This window comes from Aquamicrobium soli (genome assembly GCF_042646345.1).
Taxonomy (GTDB): Bacteria; Pseudomonadota; Alphaproteobacteria; order Rhizobiales; family Rhizobiaceae; genus Mesorhizobium; species Mesorhizobium soli_A.
Window position 1 is genome coordinate 24,706 of the sequence record NZ_JBHRTK010000009.1, and the last position, 20,687, is coordinate 45,392.

Below are 20,687 nucleotides of genomic sequence, written 5' to 3' on the forward strand. Positions count from 1 at the left end.
ACATTCAGGCGATCCTGCGGGCGGGGAGGGCCTGATCGTAGCGCTTCGAAGCACTTGCGCTCTTCCGCTTCCTGTCAAACATCTCGTCGTCGGCGAGCGAGAGGCTGTCGCTAAGTCCGATGCCGGAGTCCGGCCGCCACTGCGTGAACCCGATGCTGGCCGGCACCGCAATCCTGTTGCCACGCCAATGCATCCGCCGCCGCTGGACCGCCTCGCCGAGGCGGCGAACGATCGTGGCGGCCAGTTCGGAATCGGTGTCGGGCAGGAGAATGCAGAACTCGTCGCCGCCCACGCGCGCCAGGAAATCGCGCTCCCGAAGAAGGGATTTCAATACGCCCGCTACGTGGACCAGGGCGGCGTCGCCGGCGTCGTGGCCGTAGCGATCGTTGATCGCCTTGAACAGGTCGAGGTCGATCATCACCACAACCGCGCTCTCGCCCTTGCGCCTCGCGGATTTTTCGATGAGGGCGATCCGCTCCCGCAGCGCGCGCCGGTTGGGCAGCCCCGTCAGGTCGTCGCGCGTGGCGAGCGCATAGAGTTCGGCACGGAGACGATCCGTAACGATGAGGAGGAGCCCGAGGTTGAGGACGCTGGCGCCGATGATCGCGCAAACGAGAAACCAGGCCGCGACCGAATAATAGGCGTCCGTGCTCATCAGGCCCGCCAGGCGCAAGGCGTTGGTGACGGCCTCGGCCCCCTGCCCGGCGATGAACACGCCGCCGGCCGCCGCCGCCACCCAGACGCCGACCGACCGCCGCTCGAACGCCAGCAGCGCGGCCACAGTCAAAACGATGGGCACCAGCTGGCTTACGGAAAAGACGACATTGTCGGTCTCGCGGCCGCCCGAGCCGAACATCGCCATGGCACCGGCGCTGGCAAGCAGGAGAGCACCCACCCAACCCCATTGCGGCGGCTTGCCGCCGAAGACCCGGACCCCCTGCCAGGTCACGGCGAAACTCGCTACCGTCAGGAGAATGCCGATGCAGGTGAGCAGCCTCGATTCCTCGCCGAGCACCAGGAACGGTCCGCTGAGACAGGTCATCAGCAGCGCCGCAAACCAGTAGCGGGCGGCGACCACCGTCCGGTACGAGCACGACACCATCGCCCAGATGACCGCGAAGCCGACCGAGTTGAGCAGGATCACAACGTAAAGCGTGGTGAAGTCGAGCTTCATGTCAGACCCGTCGCGCTCCAGCGAATACAAAGGCAAAGGCCGCCTGCCTCTTCAGCCACCGCGATAGGGCAGTCAGGCTAAGAAGTTCTTTACCCGGACGATCAATTGCAACGCAGCTTCCGGCCAAGGTCGCCCCCCGAAAAGAACGGGCGACAGCCGGGCTGAAGGATCACCAAAGTTTGAAAGGAGCAGCCTCGCTGTAGCCACCCTCCGGTCGAAGGATCCAGGCACAGCGGGAGGCATTCGACGACAGGCACCTCAGGAGGCCATGATGATCTACAAAGTCGTGATTGCTACAGCGTTGATCTCCGCATTCAGCATGCCCTCGTTCGCGGCGACAGAATATTGGGTCGCCAAGGATGCTGTCAGCCACAAATGCGAGGTGGTCAGCAAGAAACCCGATGGCACCAAGATGATGAATGCCGGCAACAAGATGTATACCAGCCAGTCGAAAGCGCAGGCCGCCATGAAACAGATGGCCGCATGCAAATGATCTGACCCGGGATCGCGTTCCGCGACCGGAAGTCCGCCGCCGCCCGATCGCCACGGCGGACTTTTTTTGCGCATCCTTTTGGAAAGCCGGCGAGTTCGGGCGCCGGAAGCCTATCCCAGGCGGGCGGGAAAGCCCGGCGCCCGCAGGTCCGTGCCGAGCGCGTCTTCCAGCAGCTTGACGATCTGCGTCGATTGCGCGTCGCCGCCATAGGCAGCCCGGCCCCTGACGAAGGTCTGGTTGGTCAATCCCGCGAGGTCGAGCGGAACGCCGAACTCGCGGCCGAAATTCATGGCGAAACCGAGGTCCTTGAGCGCAAGATCCATGGTGAAGGCCACGTCGTAGCTTCCGTTCAGGATGAGCTGGCCTTCCGTCTCGTGGACGAAGCTGCTGCCGGAACTCGCCTTGATCGCCGCCCAGGCCTGGCCGAGGTCGAGGCCGCCGCGCTTCGCCAGCATCAGCGCCTCGCCGTCGGCGACCAGATGGATGAAGGCCAGCATGTTGGTGATGACCTTGATCACCGAGGCGCTGCCCAGCGGCCCCATGTGGAAGATCTTGTCGCCCATGGCCTCCAGCGCCGGGCGATGCTGCTCGAACAGGTCGTCGTCGCCGCCGGCCAGCATGGTGATCCTGCCCTGGGCGGCGAGATGGACGCCGCCCGTCACCGGCAGTTCCATCGTCCGTACCCCCTTGCCGGCCGCGATCGCCGCCAGACGCAGGATTTCGTCGCGGCCAAGCGTCGACATTTCGATCCAGGTCGAGCCGGGCTTCATCGTCTCCAGCATCTGGCCGAGAACCAGTTCCGAGATTTTGGGCGACGGCAGGCAGGTGAGCACGGCATCGCACTGCCCAGCCAGGGCTGCCGGGCTGTAGGCCCAGGTCGCCCCCAGCCCGACCAGGCGGTCAGCCGCCGCGCGCTCCTTGTCGTGGACCGTCACCTTGAAACCCGAGCCAAGCAGGCTGCCCGCCAGGTGCCCGCCAAGATTGCCGAGGCCGATGAAACCGTAATGCATGGCGGTGCCTTCCATTATCTGTCGGCAGGGATCAACGCTGCAGCGCCTGACCCGGTACCTGTCCGGAAGCGCGCGCTTCGAGCACGCGCGTGAGCCAGCCCGCGTCCATTTCAGGAACGGACGACAGCAGCAATTCCGTGTAGGGCGGGTGCGGCGGGTTGAAAACCTCGTCGCGTGTACCCTTCTCGACGACCTTGCCATGCTGCATCACCACCACGTCGTCGGCGATGGCTTTGACGGTGGCGAGATCGTGGGTGATGAACATGTAGGTGAGACCGAGGTCCGCCTGGAGCTTCATCAGCAGCTTGAGGATGCCTTCGGCCACCAACTGATCCAGCGAAGAGGTGACCTCGTCGCAGATGATGAATTCCGGCTCCGCCGCCAGCGCGCGGGCGATGCCGATACGCTGCTTCTGACCGCCGGAAAGAGCGGTCACCGGCCGGTCGAGATAGGTGTCCGGGTCAAGCTCGATCTGTTCCATGAGGCTGCGCAGCCGCGCCTCCTTTTCGCGGCCGCGCAGGCCGAGATAGAAGGTGAGCGGGCGCCCGACGATCTCGCGGATCGTCTGCTTGGGGTTCAGCGCCGTATCCGGCATCTGGTAGATCATCTGGATGTGGCGCAGCAGGCCACGCTCGCGTGCTTCCAGCCGGGGAGGCAGTACCTTGTCCTTCCAGCGCACCGCGCCGCCGGTGGCGGGCAGCAGGCCGGTGACGACCTTGGCGACGGTGGACTTGCCCGAGCCGCTTTCGCCGACGACGGCAAGCGTGCGCCCCTTCTGGATGCTGAAGCTGACATCGTCGAGCGCCCTGGCCTTGCCGTAATGCGCGGTGACGCCGTCGATGGCGATCAAAGGCGCGCCGGCCGGCAGCGGCCGCGACGGACGATGCAGGCTGCGCACCGCCCACAGCGATTTCGTGTAGGCCTGTTGCGGGGCGGATAACGTCGTCGCGGTATCGGCGACCTCGACCACCTTGCCGTGGCGCAGCACCATGATGCGGTCGGCCATCTGCGACACCACGGCAAGGTCGTGGGTGATGTAGATGGCTGCGGTATCGTAATCGGCCACGATCTTGCGGATGGCCGCCAGAACGTCGATCTGGGTGGTGACGTCGAGCGCCGTGGTCGGCTCGTCGAAGACGATCAGGTCCGGGCGGCAGGCCATGGCCATGCAGGTCATGGCGCGCTGCAACTGGCCGCCCGACACTTCGTGCGGGTAGCGGAAACCGATCTCTTCGGGATGAGGCAACTGCATCTGCCGGTAGAGGTCGACGGCATCGGCGGCAGCGGTATGCCGGTCGCTGGTCCCGTGTTGCAGCGGGCCTTCGACGAACTGGTCGATCAGCCGGTGCGCGGGATTGAAGGAGGCGGCCGCCGACTGCGCCACATAGGCGACGGAGCGGCCGCGCAGGCTGCGCAGGCGACGCGGCGAGGCAAGGCGCAGATCCTCGCCGTTCAACAGGGTGGAACCGTCGGTGATGCGGCACCCGTCGCGGCAATAGCCCATAGCCGCCAGGCCCAGCGTCGACTTGCCGGCGCCGGATTCGCCCACCAGGCCCAGCACCTCGCCCCGCTTCAGGTCGAGGTCGACGCCCTTGACGATCTCGTTCCAACCGGTCCCGGTGCGGCCCGCGATCTTGAGGCCTCGAATGGTCAGGAGTTCGCTCATGGCCGCCCCCTCAGTCCTTCAGGCCGCTGGCGCGGTGAAGCATCCAGTCGACCACGAAATTGATCGCCACCGTGACCAGGCCGATCGCCGCGGCCGGGATCAGCGGCGTGATGTCGCCGAACGCGATCAGGCTGGCGTTTTCCTTGACCATCGACCCCCAGTCGGCGGTCGGCGGCTGGATGCCGAGCCCGAGGAAGGAGAGCGCGGCGATGAACAGGAAGACGAAGCAGAAGCGCAGTCCGAACTCGGCCAGCAAGGTCGAGGTGATGTTGGGCAGTATCTCGCGCCGGATGAGCCACAAGGTGCCCTCGCCGCGCAGCCTGGCGGCCTGGATGAAATCCAGTTCCGCAATATCCATGGCGGCCGCGCGCGCGAGGCGAAAGACGGGGGCGATATAGATCACAGCGATGACGGCGACCATGTTGGGGATGGACGAGCCGAGGATCGCCAGCAGGATCAGGGCGAGGATCAGCGGCGGCACCGCCATCAGCACGTCGACGATGCGGCCGACCGTCTGGTCGATCCAGCCGCCCTTGAGCGCGACGAAGATGCCGAGGAACGACCCGATGAAGAAGGCGATCGCCGTGGTCAGGATCGCCAGCCCGACCGTGTTGCGCGCGCCGAAGATCATGCGCGAGAGCATGTCGCGTCCGAGATTGTCGGTGCCCAGCACATAGCCGTCGCCCCAGGGCAGGTACTCGGCGCCGACGATCTGGGTTTCGCCGTAGGGTGCGATCAGCGGAGCGAAGACGGCAAGGATGGCGGTCACCAGGATGACCAGCATCCCGAAGATGGCGGTCGGCGGCGTCTGCTTGAGGAAATTCCACATGGCCTTGTCCTCAACGCCCGTTGCGCAGGCGGGGATTCGCCAGGATCGAAAGCACGTCGGCGACCAGGTTGAGCACGATGTAGGTCGCCGCGAAAAACAGCCCGACGGCCTGGACCACCGGGAAGTCGCGCTTGACCACCGCGTCGACCAGCAACTGGCCGAGCCCCGGATAGGCGAAGACGACTTCCACCACCACGACGCCGACGACCAGGTAGGCAAGGTTCAGGGCCACGACATTGATGATCGGCGCGAGCGCGTTGGGCAGGGCGTGGCGAAGAATGATCTTCATCGGCGGCATGCCCTTCAGCCGGGCCATCTCGATATAGGGCGAAGCGAGCACGTTGATGATGGCGGCACGCGTCATGCGCATCATGTGCGCGATGACCACCAGGATCAGCGTCAGCGCCGGCAGGAAGGTATTGTAGAGCGCCTCGCCCCAGGTCGCCGTATCGTCGAGGCGGGCGAGCGAGGGAAACAGCGATATTTTGACGGCGAGAAACAGGATCAGGAGATAGGCCACGAAGAATTCCGGCAGGGAAACCGCCGAAAGCGCCGCCACATTGGTCGCCCGGTCGAACAGGCTGCCGCGAAACAGCGCCACCAGAACACCCAGCGTCAAGGCTACGGGAACGGCGATCACGGCGGCATAGCCGGCCAGGAACAGCGTCTTGGCCAGGCGCGGCGCAAGCAAAGCGGCGACGTCGCGGCCGTTGGCGAGAGAGTGTCCGAAATCGCCGCGCAGCACGCCCGCGACCCAGTTGAAATACCGAACATAGGCAGGCTGGTCGAGGCCGAGTTCCAGCCGGAACGCCGCCACCGTCTCGGCCGTGGCGGACTGGCCGAGGATCTGCTGCGCGATATCGCCCGGCAAAAGTTCCACGCCGACGAAGATCAGCATCGAAACAACCACCAGGGTGACGGCGCCGAGCCCTATCCGGCCCAGTATCAGTTTCGGCAGTTTGGACATCGCTGGTCTATCAGGGGTTGTCTATCAAGGTTGTTCTTGGGGATTCGTCTGTCGGGGCTTGTCTATCAGGATGACGGCACCGCGTCGCGCCCGGCCGGCGGCTATTTCGGGACGGGACTACCGGGGCGGAGATGCCACAAGGTTCCGGTACGGGACCGGCGCGCCACCCGGGGGCACGCGCCGGCCTTCAACGATCGGGATGCAAGGCCGGAGCCTATGCCACCCACCAGCGTTCGATGAAGCGCTGGCCGTCCAAGTTCCACATCTGGGTGACGCCGTCAGGGATCTGGACGCGCTTGTTCATGGCCGACACATACTGGCCGAACGCCGGGATGATGGTGGAGCCTTCATCCGAGACAATGGCCTGCATCTCGCCATACATCTCCGCGCGGCGGGCCTGATCCAGTTCCGACCGGGCCTTAGCCAGCAGTTCGTTGAACCGGGGGTTGTCGAAGTGCGACTCGTTCCAGTCAGCACCCGGCGTATAGGCGGAGGAGAACATCAGGTCCGGCGTCGGGCGACCGCCCCAGTAGGAGGTACAGAAAGGCTTCTTCAGCCACACGTTGGACCAATAGCCGTCATCGGGCTCGCGCACCACCTTGATGTTGACGCCGGCGGCCTTGGCGGATTCCGAGAACAGGACGCTGGCATCGACGGCGCCGTTGAAGGAAGCGTCGGCGGTATGCAGGTCCACGTCCAGCGAGGTCAGGCCCGACTGCTTCAAGTAGTATTTCGCCTTGTCCGCATCATAGGCGCGCTGCGGCAGGTCGGCCTTGTAGAACGGCATCGACGGCGCAATCGGCTGGTCGTTGCCGACCGAACCGTACCCCTTCAGCACCTTGCTGACTATTTCCTCGCGGTCGATGGCGTATTTCAGCGCCATGCGCACATTGTTGTCGGTGAAGGGCGCGACATCCGAGAACATCGGCAGCACGTAGTGCATGGTGCCGTCCTGCGTGTGGATCTTGATGTCCTTGTTGCGCTTCAGGAGGTGGATGGTCTTCAGGTCCGGGCGGTCGATCAGGTCGACTTCGCCGGTGATCAGCGCGTTCATCCGCGCCGTGGCGTCGGCGATGGCGATGATTTCCACCGTGTCGATGAAGGCTCGGTTGGGCTTCCAGTAGTCGCCGCGCCGCTTGAGGACGGCGCGCACGCCGGGCTCGAACGATTCCACGGTGTAGCCGCCGGAGCCGATCATGGTCATCGGGTCGATGGTGCCATCGGCCTGCGCCGGGCGGATGCCCAGGTGATAGTCGTTGAAGATGTAGGGGAAGTCGGCATTGCCTTCGCTGAGCGTGAAGACGATCGTGGTGTCGCCGTCGGCCTTCATCTCGGCGATCTGCGTGAGCAGCGGCTTGACGCCCGACTTGCTGTTTTCGCCCATATGGTGATTGAGCGTGGCAATGACGTCGTGCGAAGTCAGCGGCTTGCCGTCGGAAAACTTCACGCCGTCGAAGAGCCGGAAGGTCCACACCTTCGCGTCTGGGGTAGCCTCGAAATGCTCGACCAGGTCGGGCTTTGCGGACCCGTCCGGGCCGAGTTCGATCAGCGAGTTGAACACGGCATAGCCGAGCGCGAACATGAAGTCGTTGTTGAAGGTCGCGGGGTCCATCGAATCGGACGTCGCGCCCTGCTGGAAGCCGACGCGCAGCGTGCCGCCCTGCTTGGGCTCCGAGGCGAGCGCCTCGCTCGCCATCAGCGAGGCCGCCGACAGGGTGAAGCCTGCGCCCAGCGCCGCCGCCATGAAGCTGCGCCGGTCCATGCGGCCCAGCGCCAGCGATCGTTTCATCTCTTCGTTCATCAAACCACTCCCTTTTTTGTTCTACGTTGCTGTCTCTGGCCGACGCCCGGATACGGCGGCATGCCGCCGTCCTAGTGCCGGATCGTGATCGCCTTGGTGCGGACATAGGCATCGATGCCCTCGATGCCCTTTTCGCGCCCGAAGCCGGATTTCCTGTTGCCGCCGAACGGCACCTCGATGCCGCCAGCCCAGTAGTCGTTGATGGTGACCTGCCCGGCGTCGATGCTGCGGGCGAGGCGCAGGGCCTTGCCGATGTCGCCCGTATAAATGCCGGCGACCAGCGCGAATTCCGTGGCGTTGGCCATGGCCAGCGCTTCCTCTTCCCCGTCGACGACCTGGACAGACAGGACCGGCCCGAATATCTCCTGCTGGATCGCTGGGTCGGACGGGGCGAGATTGTCGATGATCGTCGGCTCGAAGAACCATCCGGAATTGGAGGCCGGATCATGCGTGGCGCTGCCGCCGGTGAGGATCGAGCAGCCGCGCCCGCGTGCCGCCTCGACATGGCGCGCGATGCGATCCAGGTGCTGCCTGGAATTGATGGCGCCGACATCCGGGTCCTTCAGCCCGTGGCCAAGCTTCAGCGTGCGTGTCCTGGCAACCAGCTTTTCCATCATCTCGGCATGGATGGACCGCTCCACCACCAGGCGCGAACCGGCCGAGCAAATCTGTCCAGCGTTGGAAAAGATCGCCCACAGCGCTCCCTCGACGGCCTTGTCCACGTCGCAGTCGGCCAGCGCCACCAGCGGCGACTTGCCGCCCAGTTCCAGCGTGAGTTGCGTCACGTTGGGCGCGACGGCCTGCATGACGCCCACACCCGTGGCGACCGAACCGGTGAAGGTGACATGCGCGATCGACGGGTGGCGCACCAGCGGCGCGCCGGCATCGGAGCCAAGGCCGGTGACGACGTTGACGGCGCCGGCCGGCACTCCCGCCTCATGCAGCCATTGGGCGAGCAACAGCGCCGTGAACGGCGTCGTCTCGGCCGGCTTGGCGACCACGGCGCAGCCGGCGGCCAGCGCGGGCGCGACGCCGCGCACGAAGGTCGAACTCGGATAATTCCACGGGATGATCTGCGCAGTGATGCCGACCGGCTCGCGCTCGGTCCAGCTTGTCAGGCCGGAGCCGAGCGGAATGGAGCGGCCTTCCAGCTTGTCGGCGATGCCGGCGTAATATTCGAACAGCCGGATGCAGGACCGCGCGTCGCCGCGCGCCTCGGCCAGCGTCTTGCCCGAATCGACGGCCTCGACCACCGCAAAATAATCGCTGCGCTCGCGGATCAGCGCCGCAGCCCGGTTGAGCACCTGGCAGCGCGTCGCCGGCGGCGTGTCGCGCCAGGCGGCCAGCCCCTGTTGCGCCGCCTCGACGGCACGCGACACATCCTCGCCCTTGCCGGCGCCGAAGCGGGCGAAGGCCTGGCCGTTGCCGGGGTCGTAGCTCTCCAGCCGGTCACCGTCGCTGTTGGCGACGATCCTGCCGCCGATGAAATGGCCGTCCGGCAGGCCCGGAAGGGTGCCTTCGGCAAAATAGGCCTTGATCAGCGACCGGGCGTCCAGGGTCATGCCGCGACCTCGCTCTGCCGGTAGCTGGAACGCGCCAGCCAGTCCGGGTCGATTTCCACGCCCCAGCCCGGACGGTCGGTCACGGTCACCATGCCGTCTGAAACCTCGTAGGGGTATTCGACGAACAGGCCCTCCTGCCACGGATAGTAGTCCGGACCTTCGATGGAGAATTCGAGGTATTTTCCGGCGTTGGGGATCGCCCGCAAAAGGTGCATGGTGAACAGTGTCACCATCGCCAGGTTCGCCGCGTGCGGCGTGCAGGGCAGGCCGGCCGCAGCGCCCATGCGCGCTACTTCCAGCGTACGCGCGATGCCGCCGAGGTAGAGGATGTCGGGCTGGATGATGTCCACGGCGCGCATGGCGATCATACGCTTCCAGTGCTGCATGTCGAAATCCTGCTCTCCGCCGGTCACGTCGACCGACAAGGTCGCAGTCACCTCGCGGGTCTGCTCCATCTCCCAGTAAGGACAGGGCTCCTCGTAATGCTCGACGCCGTTCTGCTCGAGCATGCGGCCTACTTCCACGGCCCGGCCCGGCGAGTAGCAGGAGTTCGCATCGACCATCAAGGCGACATCCGGACCCAGCGCCTTGCGGATGGCCGGCACGATGGCTTCGGTGCGGCCTTCCCACTCGTCGCGGTCGAGCCCGCACTCGGAACCGACGCGGAACTTGAAGGCGTCGAAGCCGTACGTGTCTCGCAGCCGCCGGAATCGGAGTGCCTCGTCTTCCGGCGTGATGTCGCGGCGCATCGAGGACGCATAGGCACGCAGCCGGCCGGGCTCGCCGCCGATCAGGCTGACCACCGGCTTTTCCTCCAACCGGCCGCGCAGGTCCCACAGGGCAGTATCAAGGCCCGACATCGCCCGATAGAGATAGGAGCAGTTGAACTTGTGCTCGCGCCGCGCGATTTCGCCGACCATGTCGTCGATTTCCAGGATGCCGCGTCCCAGCGCCCACGGCACGACCTGGCGATGGAAGACGGCGGCGGTGATGTCGGCATTATAGGTCGACAACTGTCCCCAGCCGGTCGAACCGTCCTCGGCGGTGACACGGACGAAGCCGACGAACTCGTTGGTGAAGGTCTCTAGCTTGCGGATTTTCACGAGCGGGACTGCCTGTCAGGTCTGGATCGGGACCGGCCCGCGCGGCCGGTCCTGCAGGATGAGGCTCGCGGCGCGGTGCGCGAGCATGATGGTGGGCGCATTGGTGTTACCCGAAGTGATGTTGGGGAACGCCGAGGCATCGGCGACCCTCAGGCCTTCGACGCCGAAAACCTTCAGGTTGTGATCGACCACGGCGGTCGCCTCGCTGTTGCCCATCCGGCAGGTGGACACCGGATGGAACACGCTGCCGCAGCGCTGGCGGAAGTCCTCGAGGATGGCGTCGTCGTCGAAACGCTCGATGTCGGGCGCCATCGCTTGTGTGGCGAAGGCACGAATCGCGGGAGTGCGCGCCATGCGCTGCACCAGGCGACCACCGGCAACCACGTCGTCGAGGTCCTTTTGCGTGGAAAGATAGTTGGGCACGATGCGGGGAGCCGCCGCCGGGTCGGCCGAGCGGATGTCGATGCGCCCGCGGCTCGACGGCCGCGATGGCTGGAACGACAGGATGAAGCCCGCGAACGGGTCCGGATTGATGATCGGGCGCTTGTTGCTGGGTGAGGTCGTGTAGGTGACGGGGTTCAGGTAAAGCTGCTGGTCCGGCCTGTCGAGCTCGGCACGGGAGCGTACGAAGCCGCCACACTGGTTGACGCTGAGCCCGAGCGGCCCACGCTTGAACAACACATAGCGCATACCTTGCAGCAGCTTTCCCCACCACGGCGAAAGCATGGAATTCAGCGTCGGCTCGCTTGCCTTGTAGTAGTAGTTGATGCCGAGATGGTCCTGCAGATTGCCGCCGACATTGGCGTTGTCGTGCACGATGTCGATGCCCATTCCGTTCAGCAGCTCACCCGGGCCGATACCCGACATCTGGAGCAGCTTGGGCGAGTTGACGGCGCCCGCGGCGACGATCACTTCCCTGCGTGCGCGAAATTGCTGCCTGCCGCCCGCCAGCAGGACGGAGACGCCGGTGGCGCGCCGCCCGCTAATGTCGACGCGCTCGACCATGGCATTCGTCACGAGCTTGACGTTGCGCCGTTTCAGCGCTGGCTTCAGGAAGGCGTCGGCGCTGGACCAGCGGCGTCCGGCCCGTGTGGTGATGCGGTAATGGGTGACGCCCTCGGGCTCCGGCCCGTTGCAGTCGTCGGTGACCGGCAACCCCATCTCCCGGGCCATGGCAAAGTAGTGCCGGTTGCAGGGGTGGATCTCCCGCCGGACATTGGTGACGTAGAGCGGCCCGCTGCCGCTTGAGCTCCCGTCTTCGCCGACACGAGTCTCGAGCGCCTCGTAATGCGAACGAACCGTGTCCCACCCCCAGCCGGCCGCGCCGAGCGCTTCCCAGTCCTCGAAGTCTCCCGGCATGCCGCGGCAATAGATCAGCGCATTGATGGAACTGGAACCGCCTATCACCTTGCCGCGCGGCCAGTAGCTCTTGCGCGACCCGGTGTTGGGATCGACTTCCGTCTCATACATCCAGTTGATGCGGGGGTCGAAGAAGGTCCGACCATAGCCGATAGGCGTGCGTATCCAGAAGCTGCGGTCAGACCCGCCCGCCTCCAGCACCAGCACCGTGCTGGCCGCGTCCTTCGACAACTGGTCGGCCAGGACGCATCCGGCCGAGCCCGCTCCGATGACGATATAGTCGAACTCGACCAAACGTCGTTCCTTTCCTGCAGGGGCTTTACGCACGCCACCCTGCCGGACCGGACAGAAGCGTCGATCGCCCGCCAGAAGTATGGGTTGGCGCGCATCTACCAGTCAAACAAAGCTTTATCGCGCTAAGGCCACAATATATTTGAAGGTCAGCCGGCGACGCCGGCTCTTAGGGCATGAGCGGCGTTGGCCTCATTTCAAGGTGCAGCGCCTTGCCTTCATAGGGGTGCGCCTCGCAGACGGCTTCGTCCAGTTCGACGCCGAGGCCGGGTTCCTTCGAGGGAATGACGTTGCCGTCCTGCCATTCGATCTTCTTTTTCAGAAGCGTGGCGTGGAAGCCGTCCCACTGCTTCAACGATTCCAGGATGAGGAAGTTGGGCAGGGTCGCCGCAAGCTGGATGTTGGCGGCGCCGACGATCGGGCCGCAATAGCAATGCGGCGCGACCTGGATATGGTAGGCTTCGGCCATGGCGGCGATCTTCTTGGTCTCCAGGATACCGCCGGAACGGCCGAGATCAGGCTGCAGGATGGTCGCGGCGCGGTTTTCGATGACCCGCGCGAATTCGAACTTCGTCGTCAGCCGCTCGCCGGTGGCGATCGGAATCCGCGTGCCGCGCGCGACCTCGGCCATCACCTCCGGCATGTCCGGCGGCACCGGCTCCTCGAACCACAGCGGATCGTAGGGCTCGATCGCCCCCGCCATCCGCAGCGCGCCCGAGGCGGTGAACTGGCCATGGGTGCCGAACAGGATGTCGGCCCGGGTGCCGACTGCCTCGCGGATCGCCTTCAGCATCCGCGCCGACAGGTCGATGTCGACCAGCCGCGGCTGGTGGCCGTCGAAGGCGGTGTAGGGACCGGCCGGGTCCAGCTTCACGGCATTGAAGCCCTGCTCGACGTAAAGCGCCGCGCATTCGGCCGCGAGGTCGGGATCGTTGTAGACGTTCCTGCCGTGAACGTCCTCGGTGTGGACGCTGCCGCTGTGCGGATAGAGATAGGTGTAGGAGCGCAGCGTCTCATGCACCTGCCCGCCCAGCAGCTTGTAGACCGGCTTGCCTGCCTCCTTGCCGATGATGTCCCAGCAGGCGATTTCTAGGGCCGAAAAGCAGCCCATGACCGAAACGTCGGGACGCTGGCTGAAGCCGGAGGAATAGCAGCGGCGGAACAGGTTCTCGATGTCGTGCGGATCGCGACCGACCAGGTAGCGCTCCGCCAAGTCCTCGATCATGCGGGCGGTGACGTGGGCGGAGAAGGTGGCGTTGTAGGCCTCGCCATAGCCGACCACGCCGCCGTCGGTGGTGAGCTTGACGAAGATGAAATACTTGCCGCCGATGCCAGGGGGCGGATTGCCGACGACGAAGGTCTTTACATCGGTGATTTTCATCGCAGGCTGTCTCCCTGATCACAGGACGTCTGGCGTCGTTTCCCGTCCATGCCGCCGCTTATAGCCGCAGTGGGCTGGGGCCGACATGGGGCGGGTGTGATATTCCGGTCGCGCTTGCGTGAAGTCAAACAAAGCATTAACCGGTCAAGACCGATTTTCATTTGAAGGCAGAGCTCCCATGATGCGCTCTCTCCTGCCGTTGCAATGGCTGCGGGCTTATGAGACGGCGGCCCGCCATCGCAATTTCTCGGCGGCGGCGACCGAGCTGGGGCTGACCCCCGCCGCCGTCAGCCACCAGATACGATCGCTCGAAGGTGAACTGGGCTTCAAGCTTTTCGAGCGGCTGGCGCGCCGGGTGGAACTGACCGAAATCGGCCATGCCTACCTGCCGAGCGTGAGCAAGGCGCTAGACGACCTGCTCGTCTCGACGGTCGGCCTGTTCGGAGCCGAACATGAGGCGCAGATCACGGTACGCGCTCCGGTTACGCTCACCGGCTCCTGGCTGGCGCCGCGGCTCGGGCGCTTCTATGCGGAATATCCCGGCATCCGGGTTCGCATCCTCGCCGGAAGCTGGACCGGTCCGGGCGAATCCACCGAGGTCGACATCCAGTTCGGCAATGGCAACTGGCCGGGCTTCGAATCCACCCTGCTGCTGAAAGCGCCGTCGGTGGTGGTGGCGCGCCGCGATGCCGTCGCACGTTTTGCCGACGACAAGGCCTGCGTTGCGGCCCTCGTCCGCAACGGCGTCGTGCACATCATGGGATGCGAAAACCGCTGGATCAACCTGGCGCGGAAATACGGCCTGCCCGAGGCCGACATAAGGGTGAACGTCACCACCGACAATTCGGTTTCCGCCATCGAACTGACCCGCTCCGGGTTCGGGCCCTGCCTGGTGCAGAACTATTATGCGCAACCGGCGCTCGAAAGCGGCGAACTGGTGACCCCTCTCCACGAGGGGCTGGAGATCGAGGAAGCGCAATATGTGCTTACCCCCCGGTCCGGGCAGAGGAAGAACCCCGCAGCCATGCTGTTTCGAAAATGGCTGCTGGACGAAGCCAGGGCCGACAGCGCCCTTGCGCGATCGGCATGACGCTCCGCACCGGGCAGAGGACGGACAATTGACACCGCCGGGGTATCGGTTCAGGCTTTTAGCATGCCCGGTTCCGAGATCGCCTCCATCCTTTTCGCCACGCTCGCCGGCGCCTGCTTCGTCGTAGGGCTGCTCCTGGCCGTCACCTTTTTGCTCGGCAAGCCGAAAAGCCGCTCCGACTGAAATCCTCAGCGCGACCGACGCCAGTCGACGATGAAATCGACGAGGTCGCCATCGCCGTCCGGCGGCCGGAACAGGCGCCGCAGCGCCCCGTCGAACAGGGCGGCGGCTGCCGCCATCAGCACCGTAGCGCCGGCGAGGACGGGAAGCAGCAGGGGCTGCGGGATGAGGCCGGCCGCCCCTCCGCCGACCAGCGTCATGACCGCGAGCCCATGCAGCAGGTAGATCGACAGCGAGCGCTCGCCGAGCCATGCGAGCCCCGGCGAGCGCGACGGGATCAGCGCGCAGAAGCCCAGCACGCCTCCCAGGCTCAGCGACAGCACGAGCAACCTGCCGAGCCCCGGATAGGTCAGCGACGGCGACGCTGCGCCATAGTCGCGGCTTCCGGTCAGCGCCGAGCCGTCGAGGCCGTTCGCCCACCACAGCGTCACCACGAACATCACCGCCACGAACAGGCCGGCGAAGACGGGGCGGTGGCGCTGCGCCAGTTTCACCAGTTGCAGGCCGTAGAGATGGCCGAGCACGAAGAACGGCAGGAAGTAGATGGTGCGGGCGGCGCTCAGCGCATAGCCGACTGCGCCGTCATAGCCGACGAAGACGGCCCCCAGCACCGCCACGGCCAGCCCGGCGGGCGAGGCGAACAGGGGCAGCAGCAGGCGCCAGCCGATCAGGCTGGCGATGAACCAGAGCAGCCAATAGGGCGTAAACGGCGAGTAGCTGTACCAGTCGGTGAGCCGTGCGGCGCCGAGATAGAGCACCTGGAAGGCGACAAGCGGAAAGAACAGCGTCCACACGATCTTGCGGTAGTCGCCGCTGTTCAGCGTAGCCCGCGCGAAGATGCCGGACAGGAAAACGAACAGCGGCATGTGAAAGCTGTAGATGTCGATGTAGAGCGTCTGGAGCAGGACCGACTGCGCGGAAGGTTTTTCGATCAGATGGCCGAAAACGACGAGCAGGATCCCTGCCCCCTTCAACGCATCGATATGGCCAAAGCGGCCACTCCGGGCTGTATTCATACCGTCGCCGCACTATTGCCTTTCCTCCCAAGACTTAGGCCGATGGGACGCCGTTCCAACCGGCTGGCGAGCGTTCGCGACCGCCCGGGCACCTCGCCGGGCGCCGCAAAGCCTGCCCCTGCAAGGGGTACAGTGCGTGGCCGAAGGCCGATCAAAAAGCATGAAAGGGAGGCGTTTACCGTGAGATTCGGCCCGTAATTGCCGAAACTTTGTTCATGCAGCCGCCGCGCGCCGAGCAGGGCCTACGCGCGGTCCGCGCGCTGCACCAGCGCGTGCAGCATGCCGAGGAAGGTGACCAGCCACGCCGCCATCGCGATATAGAGGAAAGCCTGCGGCAGGGGAGCGAGGAATCCCAAATCCATGGCGCGGCTCATCTGCCAGGTGCAGGCGGCATACATGCCGAGCGGGAACACCGCGCCCCAGTAGAGCGGGTCGTAGCGGAAAGGAAAGCGCTGGTAGCCGTAGCGCCAGACGCCGAGCAGGAGCAGCATCGGGATCCACCACGTCCCCGTCGCCCAGTACAGGATGGTGAATCCCTTGAGAAAGGGCAGCAGCGAGGTCAGGTAGGGTGCCTGCGGCGCGTTCAGGATGAGCAACGATCCGGCCAAGGTGGAAATGGCCATGGCGCCCATGTTGATCCAGTAAGGCGGCTCCAGGTCGCCCGGCGCCAGGCGGAAGAAGGTGTAGCGATAGAAGATCATCGCCATCAGCCAGATATAGAGCATGCCGCCCCACAGCCATGTCGACAGGGCGATGAAATTGAACTCGAGCCGGTGCGGCTGGCCGATGCGCGTGGCCAGGAGAGCGCTCGACACCGACAGCGCCTGCGTGGCCACGACCGCCAGCAGCCAGCCGCCGTTGATGCCCTTGTCGAGGGTGGGCTTCTCACGCCGGACGGTAAGGGCGGTGAAGATCGTGTAGGTCAGCCCAACCCACAAAAGCGCCGTCACCGCCCACAAGGCTTCGCCGACGGCAAGGTTTTCGCGGATGACGATGAACTGGCTGGCGAGGACGCCGGTGCCCGCCACCGCGGTGAAGTAGCCCGGCCCGGTCGGGTGCGCGACCATATCGCCGAAGAACCGCCGCGGATGGCGGCAGGCCCGCAGCGCGTAGAGCGCGCACAGGACCGCATATTGCGCGACGTTGAGGTAAAACAGGCCAAGGGCAATGCCGCGATGCTCCATCAGGAAAGCGGCCAGGGAGACGATGCCGGTGGCCATGACCAGCCCGAAATAAGCGGGAGACATGGCGGCAAGGCCCCGCCGCCTTACTGCCGAATGCGCTGCCTGCGTATCGGCCATCCTCACGGCTCCCTCATGCGCGACTTCAGACCACGTCCACCTCGATGTCGCCGATCCCGTCGATATGGCCCCTGAGCCGGTCGCCCCGCTCCACCGCGCCGACGCCGGCGGGCGTTCCGGAAAGGATCACGTCGCCCGGCATCAGGGTGAACAGGCCAGACAGGTAGGAAATCATCTCCGGCACCTTCCAGATCATCTGGTTGAGGTCGCCCGACTGCCGGCGCTTTCCGTTGACGTCGAGCCAAATCGCGCCGGCCGCCGGATGGCCGATTGCGGTCGCCGCAACCAACGGCGAGCAGGGCGCGGAGGCCTCGAACGCCTTGGCTACCTCCCACGGGCGTCCCTGTTCCTTGGCCTTGGCCTGCAGGTCGCGGCGCGTCATGTCGAGCGCGACCCCGTAGCCATAGACGCAGTCGAGCGCCTTTTCGGCGGGGATGTCCCTGCCCCCGCTTTTCAGCGCCACCAGCATCTCGATCTCGTGGTGCACGTCGCTGGAGGCTGGTGGATAGGGGAAGCGGCCGTCGGCCACCAGATTGTCGGGGTTCTTCTGGAAGAAGAAGGGCGGCTCCTTGTCCGGGTCGTGGCCCATTTCCACCGCGTGGGCGGCGTAATTGCGCCCGACGCAGTAGACCCGATGCACCGGAAACAGTTTCCGCGTTCCGGCAACCGGGATGCCGGCCGGCAGGCCCGGCTCGAAAACATAATCTGTGCCGCGCATGCCACGTCCCGCCGTTTTCCAAGAGAGTCGATCCGGCGCTACCCTACCCGGCGGCGCGGATCGATCAACGGAAAACGCCGACTTTTCTAAATATTGCCGACGGGCCTGTGCCAGCCCGCCGTGCCGGCGACGGAAACCAGCAGAACCCGCAAGCGGCGCACGCCGGGATGGCTGAGACCGCGCCGATCGATGCGCGCGATCTCGCGGCGGGCCGCCTCCTCCAGGCAGGCACCGTGCGGCACCGACATCAGCCAGTCGAAGAACACCTCCTCGGGCGGCGGCAGCGGCGACAGGCGGGCCAGCGCCTCGCGGCTGAGCGGCCGGCGGACTTCCAGAACGTCGTCATTGTCGTCCATGCTCATGCCTCGATCTCGATGGGGGTCAGCGGTCTGGAGCAGCAGCAGAGAATGTAGCCTTCGGCGATCTCGCTCTCGAGGATGCCGCCATTGTGGCTCATCTCGACCTCGCCGGCGCTCTTCATGACCTTGCAGGTGCCGCACAGGCCGAACTCGCAGGCGGCCGAAATACGCACGCCGGCAGCGCGCGCCGCCTGCAACACCGTCTGACCGGGAAGGCACTCGGCCTCGACGCCGGAGGTAGCGAAACGGATCGCCACCGCTTGCTCGGCGGGCGCACTGGCGGGGACATCGGCGAACGGAGCCTCCACCGGCATCACCGCCGGGCGGCCAAAACTTTCCTCGTGGTAGTGCTCCATGTCGAAACCGGCGCTTTCCAGCATCTGGCGCACCGCGCGCATGAACGGTTCCGGCCCGCAGCAGAACACTTCGCGCTCGCGGAAATCCGGCGACAGCATCGGCAGGCGCACCGCATCGATCCGGCCCATATGGCCGAACCAGCTTTCGCGGCTCGACCGCTCCTCGATCATGAAACCGAGCGAGAGACCCGGCATGCGCATGCCGAGCAGTTCCAGTTCCTTGCGGAAGATGATTTCTTCCGGCCGGCGCGCGCAGTTGACGAAGGAAATGTCTGTCTGCGGCGAGAAGTCGTTCAGCCAGCGCAGCATCGACATCATCGGCGTGATGCCGGAACCGGCGGAGACGAACAGATATTTCGCCGACGGGTGGTCGTGCAGCGAAAACTCGCCCGCCGGGCCGAACGCCTTGACGTGGCCGCCGGGCTTCAGGTTCTCGAACATCCAGCGCGTGCCGACGCTGCCCGCCTGCGCCTTGACGGTGACGGCGATCGAGAACGGGCGCGACGGCGACGACGACAGCGTATAGGTGCGCATCAGCGGCCCGTCGGCCGTCGGCAGTTCCAGGGTCACGAACTGGCCCGGCTTGTAGCGGAACCAGGTCTGGTTATCGGAGCGGAACGTGAAGGTCTTCACGTCCGGCGCCTCGTCTATGACGCCAACCACCTCCAGCACCTGGAGGCGGTCGTTCCACGGCAGCATCTCGTCGAGATGCTTGTAGAGGTTGATGGTCGCGTTCATGATGGCCTCCCTACGCGACGTTCTTCAGGGCGGGCTTGCCGCCCTCGGCGAGCCGCGGCACCATGAAATCGGCATACCAGTCGACGAACTGGATGACGCCGCCCTCGTGCACCGGCGAATACGGCCCCGGCTCGTAGGCCGGCGACTGGATGCCGAAGGCGTTCTCTTCAACGATCCGTCTGTCCTCGTCGTTGGTCATGGCCCAGACGTGGATAAGTTCGTCGACAGTGTAGTCGACGCCCTCGACGGCGTCCTTGTGCACCAGCCACTTGGTGGTCACCGCCGTCTCGGTCGCGCTGATCGGGATCACGCGAAAGGTGGTCGCATGATCGATCAGCACGTGGTTCCACGTCGTCGGATAGTGATAGAGCATGAGCGTGCCGATGCGGTCGGCGCTCACGCCATCGCACAGGTTGCGCTTCACCGCAGACTTGCCGGACATGGTGTAGCTCACCGCGTCGCGCAGCAGCGGGGCGCGGGTGGCGCGGAACTGGCCCGCCTCGTCGATGCGGAATTTGCTGGGCAGGCCGTTCGCCTCGCAATGCGCCCAGTGCTCCAGCATCTCAGGGTCGCTGTCGACGCTCGGCACGCCGGTGACGGTCGGGGCCTCGGGAAAGGTCTTGCACAGTTCGGGATGGTTGGCCGCGCAGTGGTAGCACTCGCGGTTGTTCTCCCACACCAGCTTCCAATTGCCCTTCTCGATGATCGTCGTCTCGTGGGCGACCTTGGCGTTGGCGAGGTCGTGCGGTGCGAAATAGGGCTCCATCAGCGTGCGGAACGGCGCGAAGTCGGCCGGCTCGTCGGCCAGGCAGACGAAGACGTAGCCGGCGACGCTTTCGCAGGCGACCGGCTTCATGCCGAAATCGTCCTTGCAGAAATCCTCGCCCATCTGGCGCGCGAAGGCGAGGCTGCCGTCGAGGTTGTAGGTCCACTGGTGATAGGGACAGACCAGCTTGGCGGCCGTGCCCTTGTGCGCCGTGCAGACGCGGCTGCCGCGATGGCGGCAGGTGTTGTGGAGCGCGCGGATGACGCCGTCCTGCCCGCGCACGACGACCACGGAATAGATGCCGATCTGTACGGTGAAATAGCTGCCGGGCCTGGCGATCTCGCAATCATGGCCGACGAACAGCCAGTCGCGATACCAGATCAGATCCATATCGACCTTGAAGTAGTCCGGGTCGGTGTAGAAGGGTTGTTCCAGCGAGAAGCCCGGGCGGCGACGCTGCAGCCGGCCCAGCATGTCGAGTTTCGTTTCCATGTCCTGTCCTCAGCATTGCAAGGACTGAACTTGGT

The 20,687-nt window shown here is 65.3% G+C and carries 18 protein-coding genes; 2 read left to right on the forward strand and 16 right to left on the reverse strand.

Translation table 11 applies throughout. The features are described 5' to 3' along the window. Positions 1–4: 4 nt before the first annotated feature. A complete protein-coding gene (locus ACFOHJ_RS06935; protein ID WP_378219758.1) occupies positions 5–1,210 on the reverse strand; it encodes a GGDEF domain-containing protein in 1,206 nt (401 codons plus the stop codon). A 232-nt stretch (positions 1,211–1,442) separates the two neighbouring features. Here ACFOHJ_RS06935 and ACFOHJ_RS06940 point away from each other — a divergent pair, with 232 nt between their 5' ends. Beyond that, on the forward strand, positions 1,443–1,667 hold the full coding sequence (locus ACFOHJ_RS06940) for a hypothetical protein (protein WP_378219759.1): 225 nt from the start codon (positions 1,443–1,445) through the stop codon (positions 1,665–1,667). A gap of 110 nt (positions 1,668–1,777) precedes the next feature. Here ACFOHJ_RS06940 and ACFOHJ_RS06945 read toward each other — a convergent pair whose 3' ends face one another. The 9 genes from ACFOHJ_RS06945 to ACFOHJ_RS06985 form a co-directional block, all read right to left on the reverse strand. Next, complete coding sequence (locus tag ACFOHJ_RS06945) at positions 1,778–2,692, reverse strand: NAD(P)-dependent oxidoreductase (protein WP_378219760.1); 915 nt, start codon at positions 2,690–2,692, stop codon at positions 1,778–1,780. A gap of 16 nt (positions 2,693–2,708) precedes the next feature. After that, on the reverse strand, positions 2,709–4,343 hold the full coding sequence (locus ACFOHJ_RS06950) for an ABC transporter ATP-binding protein (protein ID WP_378219761.1): 1,635 nt from the start codon (positions 4,341–4,343) through the stop codon (positions 2,709–2,711). Between the two features lie 10 nt (positions 4,344–4,353). Then, the gene (locus ACFOHJ_RS06955) at positions 4,354–5,172 is read right to left on the reverse strand and encodes an ABC transporter permease (protein ID WP_378219762.1); all 819 of its coding nucleotides are present in this window, start codon (positions 5,170–5,172) and stop codon (positions 4,354–4,356) included. A gap of 10 nt (positions 5,173–5,182) precedes the next feature. Next, positions 5,183–6,139, reverse strand: coding sequence for an ABC transporter permease (locus ACFOHJ_RS06960; RefSeq protein ID WP_378219763.1), 957 nt, complete (start codon positions 6,137–6,139; stop codon positions 5,183–5,185). Between the two features lie 214 nt (positions 6,140–6,353). Then, on the reverse strand, positions 6,354–7,940 hold the full coding sequence (locus tag ACFOHJ_RS06965) for an ABC transporter substrate-binding protein (RefSeq protein ID WP_378219764.1): 1,587 nt from the start codon (positions 7,938–7,940) through the stop codon (positions 6,354–6,356). Positions 7,941–8,011: 71 nt separating this feature from the next. Continuing rightward, the gene (locus ACFOHJ_RS06970) at positions 8,012–9,502 is read right to left on the reverse strand and encodes an aldehyde dehydrogenase family protein (protein WP_378219765.1); all 1,491 of its coding nucleotides are present in this window, start codon (positions 9,500–9,502) and stop codon (positions 8,012–8,014) included. After that, positions 9,499–10,605: a mandelate racemase/muconate lactonizing enzyme family protein gene (locus ACFOHJ_RS06975; RefSeq protein ID WP_378219766.1), complete on the reverse strand. Its 1,107-nt coding sequence runs from the start codon at positions 10,603–10,605 to the stop codon at positions 9,499–9,501. The genes ACFOHJ_RS06970 and ACFOHJ_RS06975 overlap by 4 nt, the downstream gene beginning before the upstream one ends. 15 nt (positions 10,606–10,620) lie before the next feature. Next, positions 10,621–12,258, reverse strand: coding sequence for a GMC family oxidoreductase (locus tag ACFOHJ_RS06980; protein WP_378219767.1), 1,638 nt, complete (start codon positions 12,256–12,258; stop codon positions 10,621–10,623). A 166-nt stretch (positions 12,259–12,424) separates the two neighbouring features. Then, complete coding sequence (locus ACFOHJ_RS06985; protein ID WP_378219768.1) at positions 12,425–13,636, reverse strand: mandelate racemase/muconate lactonizing enzyme family protein; 1,212 nt, start codon at positions 13,634–13,636, stop codon at positions 12,425–12,427. Positions 13,637–13,814: 178 nt separating this feature from the next. Here ACFOHJ_RS06985 and ACFOHJ_RS06990 point away from each other — a divergent pair, with 178 nt between their 5' ends. Then, positions 13,815–14,726: a LysR substrate-binding domain-containing protein gene (locus ACFOHJ_RS06990; protein WP_378219769.1), complete on the forward strand. Its 912-nt coding sequence runs from the start codon at positions 13,815–13,817 to the stop codon at positions 14,724–14,726. A gap of 188 nt (positions 14,727–14,914) precedes the next feature. Here ACFOHJ_RS06990 and ACFOHJ_RS06995 read toward each other — a convergent pair whose 3' ends face one another. The 6 genes from ACFOHJ_RS06995 to ACFOHJ_RS07020 all read right to left on the reverse strand — a co-directional run bounded on the left by ACFOHJ_RS06995 (position 14,915) and on the right by ACFOHJ_RS07020 (position 20,652). Continuing rightward, the gene (locus ACFOHJ_RS06995) at positions 14,915–15,922 is read right to left on the reverse strand and encodes an acyltransferase family protein (RefSeq protein ID WP_378219770.1); all 1,008 of its coding nucleotides are present in this window, start codon (positions 15,920–15,922) and stop codon (positions 14,915–14,917) included. Between the two features lie 242 nt (positions 15,923–16,164). Further along, positions 16,165–17,223 (reverse strand): tellurite resistance/C4-dicarboxylate transporter family protein, encoded by a 1,059-nt coding sequence (locus ACFOHJ_RS07000; protein WP_378219771.1) that lies wholly within the window; start codon positions 17,221–17,223, stop codon positions 16,165–16,167. A 25-nt stretch (positions 17,224–17,248) separates the two neighbouring features. Beyond that, the gene (locus ACFOHJ_RS07005) at positions 17,249–17,941 is read right to left on the reverse strand and encodes a fumarylacetoacetate hydrolase family protein (RefSeq protein ID WP_378219772.1); all 693 of its coding nucleotides are present in this window, start codon (positions 17,939–17,941) and stop codon (positions 17,249–17,251) included. Between the two features lie 86 nt (positions 17,942–18,027). Continuing rightward, positions 18,028–18,303 carry a hypothetical protein gene (locus ACFOHJ_RS07010; RefSeq protein WP_378219773.1) on the reverse strand — a complete coding sequence of 92 codons (276 nt, stop codon included), beginning with the start codon at positions 18,301–18,303 and terminating at the stop codon, positions 18,028–18,030. Next, a complete protein-coding gene (locus ACFOHJ_RS07015; protein WP_378219774.1) occupies positions 18,300–19,394 on the reverse strand; it encodes a 2Fe-2S iron-sulfur cluster-binding protein in 1,095 nt (364 codons plus the stop codon). Before ACFOHJ_RS07015 ends, ACFOHJ_RS07010 begins: the two co-directional genes overlap by 4 nt. Before the next feature lie 10 nt (positions 19,395–19,404). Further along, on the reverse strand, positions 19,405–20,652 hold the full coding sequence (locus ACFOHJ_RS07020) for an aromatic ring-hydroxylating oxygenase subunit alpha (protein ID WP_378219776.1): 1,248 nt from the start codon (positions 20,650–20,652) through the stop codon (positions 19,405–19,407). Between the last annotated feature and the right edge of the window lie 35 nt (positions 20,653–20,687).